Below are 16,988 nucleotides of genomic sequence, written 5' to 3' on the forward strand. Positions count from 1 at the left end.
CCATAGACTGGATAGCTATGAGTATCGAAGTTGAAGTCGGCACTAAGGCAATCGTGACCGTCCCTGCCTCCACGGCGAACCTGGGCCCAGGATATGACACCTTGGGCATGGCGTTGAGCCTGTATGACACCGTCGAGGTAGAGGTCACCACCTCGGGCCTTGTGGTGGAAATTTTCGGCGAGGGTGCAGAAGACCTGCCGCGCGATGGCTCCCACCTGGTGGTCAAGGCGATTCGCTCCGCGCTTTCGGCGGCCGACGCCACCGTGCCGGGCCTGCGCGTGGTTTCGCATAATACTATCCCGCAGTCGCGTGGCCTGGGCTCTTCCGCTTCCGCCGCGGTGGCGGGCGTGGCCGCCGGCAATGCGCTAGCGGGAAGCCCCCTGACCCAGGAGCAAGTGGTGCAGCTTTCTTCCGCCTTTGAGGGCCATCCCGATAATGCCGCCGCCTCCGTGCTGGGCGACGCCGTGGTGTCGTGGACAAATGTCCCCGTCGACGGCCATTCTTTGCCGGACTACCGCGCCGCGTCCATCAAGGTGCACGAAGATATCCGCGCCACCGCGCTCGTGCCAGATTTCCACGCCTCCACCCAAGCGGTGCGCCGCGTCCTGCCGTCGCACGTGACGCATTCGGATGCGGCGTTCAACGTCTCGCGCACCGCGGTCCAGGTGGCGGCGTTGCAGAACTACCCGGATCTCCTGTGGGAGGGAACCCGCGATCGCCTGCATCAGCCGTATCGCGCGGATGTGCTTCCCGTGACCGCGGAGTGGGTGAACCGCCTGCGCAATCGCGGCTATGCGGCCTACCTATCCGGCGCCGGCCCCACCGTCATGGTGCTGCACACCGAGGATATTGAGGAGGGCATTCTTGCCGACGCCCGCGAGCAGAACCTCCGGGTCATCGATCTCACCGTCGCCGGCCCCGTCAGGGTGGAGCTTACGCAGGCTTAATCTTTAGCCGGCACACGTTGTGAGGCTGGCGTGGCACCAAGGTAATCGAGGTGGCATCGTCGCTGGTTTCTTGCAGGAAGCCAGCGTGTACCGCGCACAGGAACGGCGAAGGCTTAAGCCCCGAAGAGACAAACGGGCAGGCATGGAGCTCGATGTCGGTTGAATCAGGCTTGGTGGCAGGATCAAAGCCCATATCGCGCAGGGTGGCAAAGAGCGTATCGAGCGCGCCATCGGAGGCGTCGGCACCTGCGGCGCGCGCCCAGCGTCGCCCGATCTCGAGGGCCTTGGTCGAGGCGGCGTCATCAAGCTCTTCCTTATCCGCCAGCATCGTGGTCAGCACTTCCACCAAGGTGATATATTCCTCTGCTACCGCTTTATTATCCGGTACGCGGGCTTGAAATATGAGGGAGGGGCGCCCGCGGCCCTTACTCGGCGCGGAGACTACGTTGACGGCCCCAGCGTTGACCAGCTCATCGATGTGTCCGCGGGCGGTGTTGACGTGCATGCCTAGTTCCTCGGCGACGGTGCCGGCCTTGGCGCCTTCGGGGTGGCGCTGCACAGCGGTGAGCACCTCCCGCTGCTTGGGCGAGAGGTTGAGGGCCTCCGGAAAGAGTTCGGTGGTGGGCCGGGGAAGTGAATCAGGCATGGTGGAAATCCGCCTTGGGATCTGCGAAAACAGAACTATTAGTTGGGGTGGACAAAAACGTTTGCTTTAGACACTGTTAAGGATACGATGTTACCCACCCCAACGTCTAAAGCGAACTCGCGGTTTATCGGTACGCACGCCTCGTGGCCGCCCAGATCAACGCGCAGCTGCATCGCCGCGAGGCTGGTGGCCTCGACTGCAAGGACTCGCACCGTCCACTGATTGCACGTTTCCTGCGCGGCGCCAATTGTAGCCGCATGCGGGTCAAAGGTCACCGCCACCTTCTGGCCGGGCGCAAGAGACGCATGCTCCGTGGCCGCCAGAACTGTAATATCGCCGCACGCGACCTCTACGGCGGACGCGCCGATCTCGGTTACGGTGCCCTCGAGGCGGTTAAGACCCGCTAGCGCCGCAACGAATCCTGTCGGCGGTGCCTCAAGCAGACGCGCGGTTGCGCCGTGCGCCCGCACCTGGCCGGATTCCATGACCAGCATGTCCTGCGCCAAGTGCGCAATATCGAGAGCATCATGGGTAACAAGCAGCGTGGTACGGTCCGCGCGTGCCGCGTGCAAGAAGCGCCGCCACCTCTCGGCCGATTTCACATCGACGGCGGCAAGGGGCTCATCCACAATCAAGACGGCCGGCCGTGCGGCTAGCGCGCGCACCAGCGCCACGTGGGCGGCCTGGCCACCGGACAGGGCGGGAACGGGGACGTCGGCAAGCTCGTGCAATCCCGCTGCAGCCAGGAGCTCCTGCGCACGGGTCTTATCGCGGGTGACCATGGCGACCGCCTGCAGGGCCGTCGAGCGCGGCGGCAATCCCGGCCGCTGGGTGAGCAAGACGACGTCGGTGCCCTCCGGGGAGACCTCCCCGCCGCTCAGGCGCCCGGCAGCGCGTCCCATCAAGGTCGTCTTGCCGGAACCATTCGGGCCCACCACGGCCGTAATGGCGCGCGGGGAAAAATCCGTGCGCACACCGTCGACGGTCACAGACAGCGCCGGCGCATCAGTGGGCCGGGTAAGGGCGCGGAGCTTATCGACGTCCATCTCATGCAACCTCCTGGCCTGCGGCTGGTAGCTTCGCCGCCGCAGGGCAGGCAGGCCCGCCAGCGCCAGGCAGGCCAAGGCCAACCCGATAAGCAGCGCGGAGAGCACGTACGCGCCATCCGCATCGACCTCGCGCTCTAAATAGATGCCTAGCGGCATGGTGCGGGTGACCCCAGGCTGCGAGCCGGCAAAGGTCAGGGTCGTGCCGAATTCGCCCAGCGAGCGCGCGAAGGCCAACCCCGCGCCCGTGGCCAAGGCCGGGGCGATGGAGGGAAGGGTAATTTTGCCCAGTACCTCCCACCGACCCAAGCCCACGCCGCGTGCAGAGGCGAGGATCTCCTGGTCCAGCTGGCGCAATGCCGAATCGACCGCGACCACCACAAAGGGCAGCGCCACAAAGGTCTGCGCCATAACGACTCCGGGGAAGGCGAAGGCGAAGTGGATGCCGAGGGTGTCGAGAAGCGGGGCCAGGTACCCCTTGCGGCCGAAAGCTGCGGTAAGGGCCAAGCCGCCCACCACCGGTGGCATGGCCAAGGGCAGGTAGACCAAGAGACGCACTACGGCGCTGCCGCGGCCGAGCTGCTGCACCCACAGGGCCAGCCCCAAGCCCAGTACGAGCGCAAGGATCATGGATTGGAAGGCTGCTGCCACTGAGATGAGCAGCATGTCCTGGATCTCGTCGCGCGCGAGGTAGTCGCCTATGCGCGCCCACGGCACGCGCAGGCCAAGGGCGGCAACGGGGACGATGATGGTCGCTACCGCAATGAGGCCAATAAGGCCGATAAGAAGCGGGGCTTTGGGGCGAATAGGCTGTGGGGCGGACATAGCTTACTCCGCCGGGGTGAAGCCGCGCTCGCGCCAGGTGGACGCAAAGTCGCCGCTCAAGATATCGAGCACCGCGCGAGCCTGATCGGGGTGGGATGCATCCTTGGCTACGGCGCCCACGATCTGGTTAGAGAACTTCTCCGCGCCAGGAATGTCAATCACCTCGACATCATCGCCTGCCGCAGCGGCGTCTGTGGAGTAGACCCACCCTGCATCGGCCTCGCTCGAGGCAACCTTGCCTAATACGTCAGCTACCTGGCGCTCTTGGGAGGAAGGGTGGACGTCAAGGCGCTTATCGTCGATGATCTGGGAGGAGATATCGCCACAGGGAACTTGGGGATCGCAAAGCACGAAGTGGTGGGAGTGGGGGAGATCCTCCACTGACTGGATTCCCGCCGGGTTGCCCTTGGGCACGACCATGACCATGACATTGGTGGCAAGCACCTCGGGCGTGGCAACCGTGCCATCCTGCACCGCCTTATCCATGGTCTTTTTCGATGCCGTGAGGAGAAGATCAGCCGGGGCGCCTTCGCGCAGCTTGCTTACCAAATCGGAGGAGCCGCCATTTTCAAAGTTCAGATTTACCGGCGGCGTGAGCTGGCCTGCGCGCTGACTTAGTTCGTCATTGATGACGCGGGTGGAGGATGCAGCCAGGACATTGAGCGTGGGAGCATCCGCGTCCTGGGCGGAGGTCGTTGACGTTGGGGGAGCGCAGGCCGCAAGGGCGAATGCGATGGCGGCGAGGAGTGCGGCGGCGCGCTTCTTCATCTGCGGAGGGCTCCTTCTACAGCGGAGAGTGTGACCTATCCAGGATAGCCCTCCGCCCCGCGCGGGTTTAGCTCACGCGGGTGAACTTGATATGGAAATCGTTTTCTTCTTCCTTGAGGTAGTCCAGCTCGAAGTCCTCCTCGCGAGCCTCGACCTCCTTGAGCAGGGGAACCGGATTATGCGGGGCGATGAGGATCATTGCTTCGCCCACGTTGAGGGTGCCGAGTGCGCCGTGGATGGCGCCGTGGCGAACGGCGTGCGGAATTTCGGAGGCATTCAGAGTTGGGATGGAGTGTGGCTTATTGGCATCGGAGGTGGGTAGTTGCATAGCGAGTGGTCCTTTCTTAAGGGGTGCGAGTTTCGCTCTGTTACCAATATTAGTACGATAAAACCCGTGCAAAAGAATAGCGTGGCGCATCGCCTCATCTTCCTCGCCTTCGCAGGACTGTCCCTGCTGGTAGGCCTGGCTGCGGGTGCCACCCTATTGGGGTTGACCGCTACCCCTGGCGCGTCTTTCGCTGCCGACCACGGACCACTCATGGTCTTCGGCTTCGTGGGCGGAGCCATTGGTCTGGAGCGTACTGTCGCTGTGCGCACCTCGTGGGCGTGGGCCGGGCCGGTGTGCCACGTTGCTGGCGTGCTGGGTATTCTCGCCGGCTTGCCGCGGGCGGTCCCGGCTGTGTGTTTTGCCGCCAGCTTCCTCGTCCTGGGCTTCATTTACGCCACTATCTATCGCCGCCAGGCTAGCCTTGCGATCTTGGTGCAGGCAGCCGGTGTAATCGGGGGAGTAGCAGCCGCCGCCCTGTGGGCCATAGGCCCGGGGTTCGCCGCGGCGATGCCGTTGTGCGTCCTCTACGCCGTGGCCACCATCATCGGCGAGCGCATGGAACTAGCGCGCGTCACCATGGCCGGAACCCGCGCCGAAAACCACCTGACCCTTCTGGTTCTGGGGCTGGCGGCGGCCGCTGTCATCTACGTGCTTGCCCCAGCGGTGGGCTATCGCGCGATGGGCTTGATGCTCATTGCCATCGCTGCGGCCACCGCGCGGGTGGACGTGGCCAAGAATCTGGTGCGCTCTCACGGCCTGCCGCGCTACTCGGCGGCGTGCATGTTGGCCGGCTACGGCTGGCTCGCTCTCGGCGGCTACCTCTGGCTGCTGCACGGACAGTCCACCGGCTTTGCCTATGATGCCTCAGTGCACGCCATCTTCTTGGGCTTTGTCATGTCCATGATTTTCGCGCACGCACCTATCATCTTCACCTCCGTTATCCGCCGCCGATTGCCGTACCGCCCGGTGCTCTATGTGCCGGTGGCGCTCTTACATGGCGGCCTCGCGTTGCGCATCCTTGCCGATTGCGCCGAGCACACCACTGCCCTCCACACCGGCGGGGTGGTTACGATATTCGCAGTGTTAATTTTTCTCGCCTGCGGCATTGCCTTGACTGCGAAGGAGGCGCGACGTGCGCATTCATGACGTATCCCTGGCCGCGCGCGGCCGCTGGCATACCCTGAGCGCCGCCATTATCGGCTTGTGGATCCTTACCGGTTTCGGCCTGCTCATTGCTGGCTCCCTGGGTGCTCCGGTGGTGTGGTGGGATATCATCCATCCCTTCACCATTGGTGCGCTGACCACGGCAATCATCGTCTTTTCCACCCATTTCACCGAGGCCTTGACCCGAACTGCGGGCGGGGACTATCGGGGCGTCGGCAGTCGCGTGGGCCTAGTGCAGCTCGGGCTTATCCTGCTGCTCATTGATAGGGCGGGGTATGACTGGGGCCCGCTTGCCGACGCCGCCTCTGCCCTCATCATCGCCGCCCTCACCTGGCACCTGTGGTTCGTCGCGCGGCGCCTACGCGGCTCATTGTCTGGTTCTTTTGCCGTGACCGTGCCCTTTTATATCGCGGCGGCCGTGTTCATGATTGCCTCCGTGGTGCTCGTCATCCTCAGCGGTAACGGCGTAGGCGAGTATTCCCTCCTCGTCGGCGCCCACTCGCGCGGCATGATCTGGGGCTTCGCGTGGCTTACCGTCATCGGCACGGTGGTCACATTGCTCCCCACGCTATCGGCCACCGCGATTTCTCCCACCGCTCGCGCGCGGTGTACTCGCGCGCTCATCGTGCACTGCGTTGGCCTGTCCTTGGCGATGGCACTGTACGCGGTGGGCCTTACCCGCGTCGCAGGCATGGCCCAACTGCTTGTGGTCCTCGCGGCGGTGCTCATCATCCAGCCGGTGCTTGCCACCGTTATGGGGCGCTCGCCGCGGCTGACCACCGCCACCGTGGCCGTGATCGCCGGACTGCTGTGGATGCTGGCGCTGTGTGCCGGTGACGCCATTTCCGCAGCGGTGGGCGCCTACCCGCGCGCCATCACCCTGATATTGCTGCCAGGCTTCCTCGGTGCCGGCCTCTTGCAGTTGGTCACCGGTGTCCTTCACCACCTGCTTCCCATCCTTACCGGCGCACGCCCTAATACCACCGAGCGCACCGGCTACGCCCGCCTGCTGCTCATCAACCTGGGCGGACTGCTGACATTGCTAGGCGCTACCGTGGCCGGGCTTATCATGATGGGGATAGGCCTTGCCGCCAACGTCATCGCCGTCGGCCGAGCCATCTACCTAAAGAAAAGACTGGAGAGTTAAATGCTGAGCGTTTCTTCCTCACAACCTGCGGACAAACCCGCGCCGAAGGATTCATCGTGGGCCTCGTGGCTGCTCATCGGCATCGCGCTGGCGGCGGTCATCGCGCTCGCGGTGGTCAATTCCACCGGCAAGGGCACGGAGTCTGCGGCACCGGTATCCTCTGGCGAAACGCAGACCATTGACGTGGGCGTAGATGGCATGGCCTTTACTCCCTCGTCCATCGACATCGAGCCCGGCACCCACTTGGTGGTCAACTTCACCAACTCCGGCGACCAAGTCCATGACCTCAAGATTGGCGACGCCGAAACCGGCCGCGTCGACCCCGGTGAGACCGTCCAACTCGACGCTGGAGTCATCGACTCCTCCGAGGAAGGCTACTGCACCATCGCCGGCCACAAGATGCAGGGCATGACCTTCCAGGTCAATGTGGGAGACGGCGCCGCTGCAGGACATGACCATGCGGTGTCCTCAGCAAGCAACCCGCACGTCAACGTGCCAACCGCCGCCGAACTCGGCGCACAGCGCGACGATTTTTCCGCCTTTGACGCCACCTTGCAGCCGGCCGCTGAGACGAAGACGCACAAAGAGACCTGGACGATGACCGAGGAAGTCGTGGAGGTCGCCCCCGGCATCAAGCAGATGCGCTGGCTCTTCAACGGCCAAGCCCCTGGTCCCACCCTGCGCGGCAAGGTGGGGGATAAATTCGAAATCACCATTAAGAACGAGGGCTCCATGGCCCACTCCATTGACTTCCACGCCGGCGAGGTCAACCCAGATAAGACCATGAAATCCATTCAGCCGGGCGAGGAATTGACCTACAAGTTCACCGCGAACCGCTCCGGTATCTGGATGTATCACTGCTCCACGATGCCCATGTCCCTACACATCGCTAACGGCATGGCCGGCAACGTCATCATCGATCCGCCGGACCTCAAGCCCGTGGACGCGGAGTATAACTTCATGGCTACCGATGTTTTCCTGGGCGAGGAATCCACCGGCGCCGACGCCCAGCGCGTTGCCGACGGCCGCTTCGACCTGATGGCCTTCAATTACTACCCTGGACAGTATGACGCAGAGCCCATCAAGGCCAAGGTAGGCGATACCGTCCGCCTGTGGTTGACCAACCTAGGCCCCGACCAGCCTTTGAGCTTCCACGTTGTGGGCGAGCAATTCGATACCGCTTACAAGGAAGGCGCCTACCTCATCAAGAATGAGGACTCGACCGGCTCGCAAGCCCTGGACCTCCTCCCGGCGCAAGGCGGATTCGTCGAGATGACCTTCAACGAGCCCGGTACCTATTCCTTTGTCAATCACATCATGACTAACGCGGAGAAGGGCCAGCACGGCAAGTTCATCGTGACCGAGTAGCCCTCCAGCGGTACGGCCCCTCCCGCTCCTCCCGCCCTTCGCGCTCACCAGCGACCGTTCGTGCTCACATTTGATGCCCACCGTGAGCGCAAAGGGCGGGTTTCTGTATTCGTCCACCCCTCGCGCTCACCGGGACGGTAATTTCGCGTTGGCTGCGGCTCTCAGTGAGCGCGAAGGGCGGGGAGGCGGAGACTTCTCCCTTGGCGGTCACCGGCGGAGGTGGAGTACTAGCCGAGCGGCTTCCGGTGAGCGCGAAGGCCGGTGTGGGGAGGGAACGCAGGAACCTCGCGCAGCTCCGCACGGGTGTCGTAGTCGCGTTCAGCGCCGGTGCCGGGAATCTCGATGAAGTTGGCACCACGGATGAGGCGGCGGACGGAGACGTTCCGGGTCGTGGGAAGGGACTCGAGCTGAGCGTGGAGCGCGGGAGCGCGCCAGAGGGAACACAGCGGCTGGAGGTAGCCGTCGGCGGCGCGGGTGAGTACGGCATCGGCCGAGGAGGAGGCGAGGGCCGAGTGCAGGCGGGGAAGCAGTAGCGGCGAATCGGGGGCATCCACGGCGAAGAGGGCGAGCTCGGAGCAGTGGGATAACGCCTGGGCGCCGGCCGCGATGCCGGCGACAGGACCACCGTAGAGCGGTGACTCGCACACCTGGGGCAGGCCGAGGCGATGCGGGGAGACGGCCACGGTCGGGGTGCCGTAGGGAAGCTGGGCGAGCAGGCGGTCGATGAAGCGCGTGCCGTGGACAAAAAGGGAGGCCTTATCGGCGCCGCCCATGCGCCTGCCGTGGCCGCCGGCGAGGATGACCGCGCCGAGCATTAGGACTCCGGGAGGGTGCGGGACCAGTCCCCGGAGCGGCCGCCGGATTTCGCCACGATGCCGCAGCGGCGGATATACGCGGAGCGGTCCACGCCCTTGACCATGTCGATAATGGCGAGCGCGGAAACGTTCACGGCCGTCAGTGCCTCCATTTCCACGCCGGTGCGGTCGGCGGTGCGGACGGTGGCGGAGATGGACACGTGGTCGTCGGCAAGCGTGAGCTCCACTGCGCAGCCGTGCACGCCGATGGTGTGTGCCAAGGGAAGTAGCTCGGGGACCTTCTTGGCGGCCGAAATTCCAGCAATGCGGGCTACCGCGAGGACATCGCCCTTGGGTACGGTGCCATCGCGCAAAGCGGCCATGACCTCGGGGGAACAGGCTACCTCGCCCTCAGCGGTGGCGGTGCGCACGGTGGGCTGCTTCTCGGTGACGTCGACCATGTAGGCGGCGCCGTCAGAGTTCAGGTGGGTAAATTCCATGGTTGCTCCTTAATACAGATAAACGGTGATGTCCTCGCCCATGGCCGGCGGCTCGGAGTCGATGAGGCAGAAGCCATTGGTGCCAGCCAGCGACACGATGCGGTGACTGCCGTGGGGCAGGTGCGAGATGATGGCGGGCGCTGCCTGAAAGTCTACGGTGACGGGAACAATGGTCGGCCGGCCGCGGGAGGCGGGAAGGGGCGAATCCACCCGGGCGCGCAGGTTGACCCGCTGGCGTGGCGCGGGGTGTCCAGACAGTGCGGCGATAAACGGCCGGGCATAAAGCTGGAAATCGACGAAGGCTGCCACAGGGTTTCCGGGCAAGCACAGCACCGGGGTGTCATTCCACAGGGAGTAGCCCTGCGGGGCACCCGGGCGCTGGTCGACGTGCCCGAACCACGCGGAATCCGTGCGCCCGAGTACGGTGTGCACGACGTCGAAGGCGCCGGCTGATACGCCACCTGAGGTGATGATGAGGTCGTGGGAGGAGGAAAGTTCATCCAGCGCAGAGGCGAGGTCCGCAGGGGCATCGCCCACATGGAAGTGTGCGTCTGCACCTGCAAGGGCAGCGAGCATCGGGCCATTGGAATCCGGTAGTTGGCCGGGGACTAACTCCGTTGGGGAAGAGACGAGTTCTTCGCCGGAAGAAATGACCGCGATGCGCGGGCGCCGGTAGGCCGTAACGGTATATACGCCGGCGGAGGTGAGGGCGGCGATGACGGCGGCATCGATAAGCGTGCCGGCGGTGGCGACTGGCGCGCCGGGCTGGATGTCCTCGCCGGCGGGGCGGATATGCGACTTGGTGGGGGCCTCGGAGATGGTGACCTCGTCCGGAAGTGCTACCGGGCCGGCCGGGGTGGTGGTGTTTTCCACGGGAACGACGAGCATTCCTGCGGTATCGGCCACAGGGGCACCGGTCATGATGCGAACGGCGTGGCCGGCGGGCACATCGATGGGAGCCGCGCCGGCCGGTACATCGCCGGCGACGGGGAGGGTCCACCGTGCGGAGGAGGAAAGATCCGCGGCATGGACGAGGAAGCCATCCATCGCCGAATTGGCATGGGGCGGCACGGGGAAGCGCGCGGTGGCGTCGGCAGCGAGGACGCGGCCGATGAGGGAGGCGTCGACGGGCGCGGACTCGGCCGGCGGCGTGGAAGCCAGCGCGAGTACGGCATCGAGGTGCGCGGAGATGCTGCGGGGCGTGGACATAAGATTCAGGTTAGCCGCCAATGGCGGACATCGGACGGTCTGGTTGGAGGAAGCCCTCGTCATCAATGCCATGACCGGGCTTTTTGGTCCACATTTCCCCGGCCCAAGCCTCCATGATGTCCTCATCGCTCGCGCCGGAGCGCAGCAGGTCTCGCAGCGGGGTTTCGGAATTGCCAAAGAGGCAATTGCGAATGGCGCCATCGGTAGTAAGGCGGGTGCGGTCGCAATCGCCGCAGAAGGGGTGGGTGACCGAGGCAATGATGCCCAGCGTGCCGCGCGTGCCATCCGGAGCCCTGACCTCCCACAGAGCGGCGGGGGCGGAACCGCGCGGTTCGCGTGCCGGGGCCATGGAAAAGTGGGTGCGCAGGCGGGTGAGGATGTCTTCGGCCGTCACCATGTCTTCGCGGCGCCACTGCTCGCGGGGGCCGAGCGGCATCTGCTCGATGAAGCGGAGCTGGGCGCCGTGGTGGACGGCATAGTCCGCCAGCGGAACGATGTCTTCTTCGTTGACTCCGGGCATGACCACGGCGTTGATCTTGATGGGATGCAGGCCCGCGGCATCCGCGGCGGCGATGGCCTGCAATACGTGGTCGAGCCGGTCGCGGCGGGTGAGTGCGGCGTAGCGCTCGCGGTCGATGGTGTCGAGCGAGATATTGATGCGGTCGAGCCCGGCCGCGGCGAGGGCGTCGGCGCGCTTTTCTAGGCCAAGCCCGTTGGTGGTCAGCGCGGTGGATGGGGAGCGGCCCTGGTCGGTGCGCAGCTGTTTGGTCGCGGCAATAATTTTCTCCAGCGACTTGCGCAGCAGGGGCTCGCCGCCGGTAAAGCGCACTTGGCGGATGCCCAGCTTGCCGACGCCTATCCGGATCAGCCGGATGGTTTCCTCATCGCTCAAGGTTTGCTCAGTGGGCATCCACTCCAAGCCTTCGGCCGGCATGCAATAGGTGCAGCGCAGGTTGCAGCGATCCGTGAGCGAGACGCGCAGGTCGCGGGCCTGGCGTCCATAGCGATCCAGTAGGGCGTGCGTGCCATCAGCGGCCGGTGCAGGCAGATCCGCCGGCGGTTTCGCTCGGCCCACGGTAGGCAGGGGCAGGGAAACCACGGGCTGCTGGGAGGAAGAGGTCATTGGTGTCAGTCTAAGAGAGGGGACGAGGTACACCAAGCTGCAACGGCGACTGACGCGAATTTATTCCTAGTTTTCCCGGCTTAAATCGGCGGCGTTGGTGGCATCGAGGCGCTGGGATTCGCCTGGGCCCTTGAGCCGGATGATGTTGTACTCGCCTTCTGCCAGGTGGGCGCGCAAATCTTTCTTATCGAACTTGCCCACGGAGGTCTTATCGATGGACTTTACAAAGGTCCAATACTCCGGCAGCATCCAGCTCGGCAGTTCCTTGCGCATGCTGGCGCGCAGGCGCTCTGCGGTTTCGATGGTGGGCGAGGCGCCCTCGGCCAATACTGTGACGGCGAGTGGGCGCTCGACCCATTGCTTATCGGGGTAGCCAATCACGGCGGCCTCCACGACAAGCTCGTCAGACATGATGAGGTTTTCTAGCTGCACGGAATAGATCCATTCGCCGCCGGAGCGAATGACATCGCGGGCGCGGTCCTCCACGGTAAGGAAGCCGTCCTTGGTAACAGAGCCGACGTCGCCAGTGCGCAGCCAGCCATCGGCGGTGAACTTATCCTCCGCGGCCTCGACTTGCTTGCCGCGGAATTCGGAGGCGATTTCGCCCGGCTCAGCGGTGGGCGAGTGGTAGTAGGAACCGGTGACCAGGTTGCCGCGCACCTGCAGCTCGCCGGCATTGCGGTCGGTGCGAGCGACGACTTGCCCGTCGTTGACCACGCGGTATTCCAGTGAGGCGGGGATGCGGCCTTGGGATACGCGGTAGGCCCAGCGGGTATCGCCGGAGGCGCCCTGGGGCGGGCGGGCAACGCTGCCTACGGTGGAGGTTTCCACCATGCCCCACACGTGGACCACATCGACGCCGTAGCGCTCCTCCCACATCTTGATCAGCGTCGGCGGGACGGGGGAGCCGCCGGCGTAGATCTCGGTGAGCGTCATGCGCTCTGGTGGATGGTGCATGTAGTGGACAAAGAGCTGGATCCAGATGGTGGGCACACCGTGTGCCACGCGCGGAGAGGTAGCGGCGATGGCCTTGGCTAGGGTGGGGGCGGACACGTCGGCGTCGGGAAGCACCAGCGGGGTGCCCGTCATGAAGCAGGTGAAGGGAACGCCCCAGCTGAGCACGTGGCAGATAGGAATGCAGCACAGGAAGGTCTCGCCGTGGGTAATGCACAGCGAGTCCGAGGAACGCAGCTGCATGGCCTCCAGGTAGAGGGACCGGTGCGAATACAGCACTCCCTTGGGAGCGCCCGTGGTGCCCGTGGAATAGCACAGCGCCGCGGCCGTGCGCTCATCTAGTTCGGGCCAGTCATAGACGGTTGAGCGGCCGTCGATAAGAGCCTCATAGGAATACACCTCAACCCCGCGGGGGAAAAGGTGAGCAAACTGCTGCGCTGGTTGGGCCCCGGTGATGATGACGCTTCCCACCGAGTCGGTGCCCACGAGCACCTTGCCCAGCTGCTGCGCCAGGCGCGGATCGCAGACGATGGCGGAGATTTCCGCATGGTTAATAATGTGGCGAATCTGGTCATTCATCAGCTGTTTATTCAGCGGGGCAAAAATCGCGCCCTTGCAGGCGGTGCCGAACATTACCTCCAAGTGCTCGGCGCAATTCCACATAAAGCTGCCCACGCGCTCATCGCTAGTGATACCCAATTCATCGTGAATGGCGTGGGCGAACGCGGCGGCGCGGGCAGCGATATCGCGGAAGGTAACTTCCTCGGCCGGATCGAATTCCGAGCCGGTGCCCTCACCGTGCCAGGTGGTAACCGTGGTGTCCCCGTGTACTGAGGCACCGTATTCCAAAATGCGGGTCAGGGAGAGGGGGATATCCATCATCGTGGAAAGCATGCCTCTACTGTAGCGGTGTCATGGTGCGGGCGTTGCGCCCTATGCGTTATACTTGTTCGCGACTGGTAGGAAACCGGAAAGTTTTAGCTCCCCTTTCCTATGCATTCGGGCCCAGAGAAGTATTTTTGCCCGCAGTCGTTTCTTGATTTCTTCCGGTTCGCGCACTCGTTGTGCGAAGTCTCCTCGAGGACACGGAAGAGGCCTCATACTTATTGCCCGGCAGGACGCGCATGCGCCTTGGCACGAGGGCGAGAAGTCCTAGAAAAATACACATTGGCTTCCAGTGCAACGCCGCGAGCATAGGCTGCGGCGGCTCCCGCATAATCGGACCTGGTCAAGCAACGAAAGGATATCCGTGAGCGAAACGGACAACACCGCAGCACAGGATCTTGCATCCCTGAAGCTGCCGGAATTGCGCAAAATGGCCGCAGAGCGCGGCCTACGTGGTGTCTCTGCCCTGCGCAAGGGGGATCTCATCACCGCCATCAAGACCGGACAGGTTCCGCCTAAGGCGAAGGCCAAGGTGGAAAAAGCCGCTCAGGTAGAAAAGGCGGAAAAGGCAGAGAAGCCTGAGAAGGCAGATAAGCCGCGCAATAAGGCGCAGGATGAAGCGCCGCACAAGGCGGAAAAGCAGGAAGAATCCAGCGAGAAGAAGGATAATCGCCAGCAGGGCTCTGGTGAGGAGCAGCGCTATGAGTCGCGCTCCCAGGCCCGCCGCGCTCGCCGCAACCGCGCCCGCCGCCAAGAGCGTCAGGAGCGCCAAGAACGGCAAGAGCGCGAGGAGCGCAACCGCAACGAGGAGCAGGGCGGCACTAAGGACAGCCGCGACAAAAACTCCCAGGACGGCTCCGATAGTCAGGGCGAGAAGAATGACCGCGGCGATAATAAGCAGCGCGGCAACCGCCATGAGGACAACAATAACCACGAGCGCGGCAACCGCCGTGGGCGCCGCAACCGCCGCAACCGCCGCGGCCGCGGAAATAACAATGACAATAACGGCGGCAACGATTTGCAGGTCCGCGAGGGCGATGAGCTGCAAGCCGTCGGCGGCATCTTGGACGTCGTAGACAATAATGTCGCCTTCCTGCGCACCACGGGCTACCGTGCCGCGGCTTCCGACGTCTTTGTGAACAACGGCATCGTCCGCCGCCTGGGCTTGCGCTCTGGTGACGCTATCACCGGCCAGGTCAAGGTCTCCGGCCCGACGCATACGCACGGCAATGGCCGCAACCGCCGCAAGTACAACCAGCTGGTACAGGTCGATACCGTCAACGGCATCGATCCGGAAGGCGCAAAGCAGCGCCCGCACTTTAATAAGCTCACCCCGCTGTACCCGAATAAGCGCTTGCGTTTGGAAACGGATCCGAAGATCCTCACCACCCGCGTCATTGACCTCATCATGCCGATTGGTAAGGGCCAGCGCGCGCTTATTGTCTCCCCGCCAAAGGCCGGTAAGACGACGATTCTGCAGAATATCGCCAACGCGATTTCTACCAATAACCCGGAGTGCTACCTCATGGTCGTCCTCGTAGACGAGCGCCCTGAGGAAGTTACGGACATGCAGCGTTCCGTCAACGGTGAGGTTATTGCTTCCACCTTTGACCGTCCGCCATCAGAGCACACCTCCGTGGCGGAGCTGGCTATCGAGCGCGCCAAGCGCCTGGTGGAGCAGGGCAAGGACGTCGTGGTCCTGCTGGATTCCATTACCCGCCTGGGCCGCGCTTATAACAATTCTTCCCCGGCTTCTGGCCGCATTCTCTCCGGCGGTGTGGACTCCAATGCGCTCTACCCACCAAAGCGCTTCCTGGGTGCCGCCCGCAATATCGAAGAGGGTGGTTCGCTGACGATTATCGCCACCGCCATGGTGGAGACCGGCTCTACCGGCGATACCGTCATCTTCGAGGAATTCAAGGGCACGGGCAACGCCGAACTGAAGCTGGACCGTGGCATCTCTGAGCGCCGCGTCTTCCCGGCCGTGGACGTCAACCCGTCCGGTACTCGTAAGGACGAGCTGCTGCTCGTTCCAGAGGAAGCACGCATCATGACCAAGCTGCGTCGCATCCTCTCCGCCCTAGACTCCCACCAGGCCATTGACCTGCTCATTAAGCAGCTGAAGAAGACCCGCTCCAATGGCGAGTTCTTGATGCAGGTGGCCTCCTCGGCCCCGATGGCTGCGGATAAGGATGAAGAAGATTATGTCTAATCAGGTTTCGCTCGTTGATGACATCGTGTCCGAGTACCAGGGCATTGAGATGCAGATGGCCGATCCGGAAGTAGCCGGCGACCAGAAGCAATTCCGCAAGCTCTCCAAGCGCTACGCGGAGCTGCGCCCCATCATCATGGTCAATGATGAGCTCACCCAGGCACGCGAGGATCTCGCTGATGCCAAGGAGATGGCCTATGAGGACCATGACTTCCAGGAAGAAGCGGACCGGCTAGAAAAGTCCGTGGAGAACTTGGAAGAAAAGCTCGCTGACCTGCTCGCGCCGCGCGATGAGCAGGATTCCGAGGACATCATTATGGAAATCAAGGCCGGCGCGGGCGGCGAAGAAGCGGCCCTCTTTGCCGGCGACTTGGCCCGCATGTACGAGCGTTATGCGGACAAGACGGGCTTTAATTGGGAGGTCTTGGGCCTCAATGAGTCCGATTTGGGCGGTGTGAAGGATATGACCATTTCCTTCCGCTCCAAGTCCCCGTCGCGCGATGGTGCCTGGTCCGTATTCAAGTTTGAGGGCGGCGTGCACCGCGTGCAGCGCGTTCCGGTAACCGAGTCCCAGGGCCGCATTCAGACCTCTGCCGCCGGCGTGCTGGTCTACCCGGAGCCGGAAGAGGTCGAGTCCGTCAATATCGATGACAAGGATATTCGCGTCGACGTCTACCGTTCTTCTGGTAAGGGCGGTCAGGGCGTGAACACCACTGACTCCGCGGTGCGTATTACCCACCTGCCGACCGGGCTTATCGTGACCTGTCAGAAGGAGCGTTCCCAGATCCAGAATAAGGCGCGTGCGCTGCAGGTTCTGCAGGCCCGCCTGGATCAGATGGAGCGCGAGGCCCGCGAGGCTGAGGCCGGCGAGCAGCGCGCCTCTCAGGTGCGCACCATGGACCGTTCCGAGCGCATCCGCACCTATAACTGGCCGGAAAACCGCATCACGGATCACCGCATTGGTTACAAGGCCAATAACCTGGACTCCGTGTTGAACGGTGACATGAATGACCTTATTAAGGCCCTGCAGGACCAAGAGCGCGCTGAGCGCCTCGAGGCCGAGGGGTAAACC

The 16,988-nt window shown here is 63.7% G+C and carries 15 protein-coding genes; 6 read left to right on the forward strand and 9 right to left on the reverse strand.

Annotation, left to right across the window (positions count from 1 at the left end):
• Positions 1 to 17 precede the first annotated feature (17 nt).
• Entirely contained in the window at positions 18 to 947 is a 930-nt protein-coding gene (gene thrB / locus CORTU0001_RS04100) for a homoserine kinase (RefSeq protein WP_034668136.1), read from the forward strand.
• On the opposite strand, the gene CORTU0001_RS04105 is transcribed toward thrB, so the two are convergent.
• The 4 genes from CORTU0001_RS04105 to CORTU0001_RS04120 form a co-directional block, all read right to left on the reverse strand.
• Positions 934 to 1,593: a helix-turn-helix transcriptional regulator gene (locus CORTU0001_RS04105; RefSeq protein WP_005327617.1), complete on the reverse strand. Its 660-nt coding sequence runs from the start codon at positions 1,591 to 1,593 to the stop codon at positions 934 to 936. The genes thrB and CORTU0001_RS04105 overlap by 14 nt on opposite strands.
• A 38-nt stretch (positions 1,594 to 1,631) precedes the next feature.
• Entirely contained in the window at positions 1,632 to 3,464 is a 1,833-nt protein-coding gene (locus CORTU0001_RS04110) for an ATP-binding cassette domain-containing protein (protein ID WP_005327618.1), read from the reverse strand.
• Between the two features lie 3 nt (positions 3,465 to 3,467).
• Complete coding sequence (gene modA / locus CORTU0001_RS04115) at positions 3,468 to 4,232, reverse strand: molybdate ABC transporter substrate-binding protein (RefSeq protein ID WP_005327619.1); 765 nt, start codon at positions 4,230 to 4,232, stop codon at positions 3,468 to 3,470.
• A gap of 67 nt (positions 4,233 to 4,299) precedes the next feature.
• Positions 4,300 to 4,560 (reverse strand): DUF2249 domain-containing protein, encoded by a 261-nt coding sequence (locus CORTU0001_RS04120; RefSeq protein WP_005327621.1) that lies wholly within the window; start codon positions 4,558 to 4,560, stop codon positions 4,300 to 4,302.
• A 66-nt stretch (positions 4,561 to 4,626) separates the two neighbouring features.
• Here CORTU0001_RS04120 and CORTU0001_RS04125 point away from each other — a divergent pair, with 66 nt between their 5' ends.
• From CORTU0001_RS04125 to CORTU0001_RS04135, 3 genes are read left to right on the forward strand one after another with little or no spacing between them, the layout of a single operon-like run.
• Positions 4,627 to 5,706 (forward strand): hypothetical protein, encoded by a 1,080-nt coding sequence (locus CORTU0001_RS04125; protein ID WP_005327623.1) that lies wholly within the window; start codon positions 4,627 to 4,629, stop codon positions 5,704 to 5,706.
• The gene (locus CORTU0001_RS04130) at positions 5,693 to 6,871 is read left to right on the forward strand and encodes a hypothetical protein (protein WP_005327625.1); all 1,179 of its coding nucleotides are present in this window, start codon (positions 5,693 to 5,695) and stop codon (positions 6,869 to 6,871) included. Before CORTU0001_RS04125 ends, CORTU0001_RS04130 begins: the two co-directional genes overlap by 14 nt.
• A complete protein-coding gene (locus CORTU0001_RS04135) occupies positions 6,872 to 8,239 on the forward strand; it encodes a multicopper oxidase domain-containing protein (protein ID WP_005327627.1) in 1,368 nt (455 codons plus the stop codon).
• A gap of 227 nt (positions 8,240 to 8,466) precedes the next feature.
• Here the strand turns inward: CORTU0001_RS04135 and mobA are convergent, their stop codons facing one another.
• The 5 genes from mobA to CORTU0001_RS04160 all read right to left on the reverse strand — a co-directional run bounded on the left by mobA (position 8,467) and on the right by CORTU0001_RS04160 (position 13,713).
• A complete protein-coding gene (mobA, locus tag CORTU0001_RS04140; RefSeq protein WP_005327629.1) occupies positions 8,467 to 9,054 on the reverse strand; it encodes a molybdenum cofactor guanylyltransferase in 588 nt (195 codons plus the stop codon).
• Positions 9,054 to 9,533, reverse strand: coding sequence for a cyclic pyranopterin monophosphate synthase MoaC (gene moaC / locus CORTU0001_RS04145; RefSeq protein WP_005323396.1), 480 nt, complete (start codon positions 9,531 to 9,533; stop codon positions 9,054 to 9,056). The genes mobA and moaC overlap by 1 nt, the downstream gene beginning before the upstream one ends.
• Positions 9,534 to 9,542: 9 nt before the next feature.
• Positions 9,543 to 10,742, reverse strand: coding sequence for a molybdopterin molybdotransferase MoeA (locus CORTU0001_RS04150; RefSeq protein WP_005327630.1), 1,200 nt, complete (start codon positions 10,740 to 10,742; stop codon positions 9,543 to 9,545).
• Between the two features lie 10 nt (positions 10,743 to 10,752).
• The gene (moaA, locus tag CORTU0001_RS04155; protein ID WP_005327632.1) at positions 10,753 to 11,865 is read right to left on the reverse strand and encodes a GTP 3',8-cyclase MoaA; all 1,113 of its coding nucleotides are present in this window, start codon (positions 11,863 to 11,865) and stop codon (positions 10,753 to 10,755) included.
• A gap of 66 nt (positions 11,866 to 11,931) precedes the next feature.
• On the reverse strand, positions 11,932 to 13,713 hold the full coding sequence (locus CORTU0001_RS04160; protein ID WP_005327634.1) for a long-chain fatty-acid--CoA ligase: 1,782 nt from the start codon (positions 13,711 to 13,713) through the stop codon (positions 11,932 to 11,934).
• A gap of 355 nt (positions 13,714 to 14,068) precedes the next feature.
• On the opposite strand from CORTU0001_RS04160, the gene rho reads away from it, so the two are divergent.
• Both rho and prfA read left to right on the forward strand, forming a co-directional pair.
• A complete protein-coding gene (gene rho, locus CORTU0001_RS04165; RefSeq protein ID WP_005327635.1) occupies positions 14,069 to 15,916 on the forward strand; it encodes a transcription termination factor Rho in 1,848 nt (615 codons plus the stop codon).
• Positions 15,909 to 16,985 (forward strand): peptide chain release factor 1, encoded by a 1,077-nt coding sequence (gene prfA / locus CORTU0001_RS04170; protein WP_005327637.1) that lies wholly within the window; start codon positions 15,909 to 15,911, stop codon positions 16,983 to 16,985. Before rho ends, prfA begins: the two co-directional genes overlap by 8 nt.
• The last annotated feature ends 3 nt before the right edge of the window (positions 16,986 to 16,988 follow it).

Origin of the sequence: Corynebacterium tuberculostearicum SK141 (genome assembly GCF_000175635.1) — a bacterium.
GTDB classification, from domain to species: domain Bacteria; phylum Actinomycetota; class Actinomycetes; order Mycobacteriales; family Mycobacteriaceae; genus Corynebacterium; species Corynebacterium tuberculostearicum_C.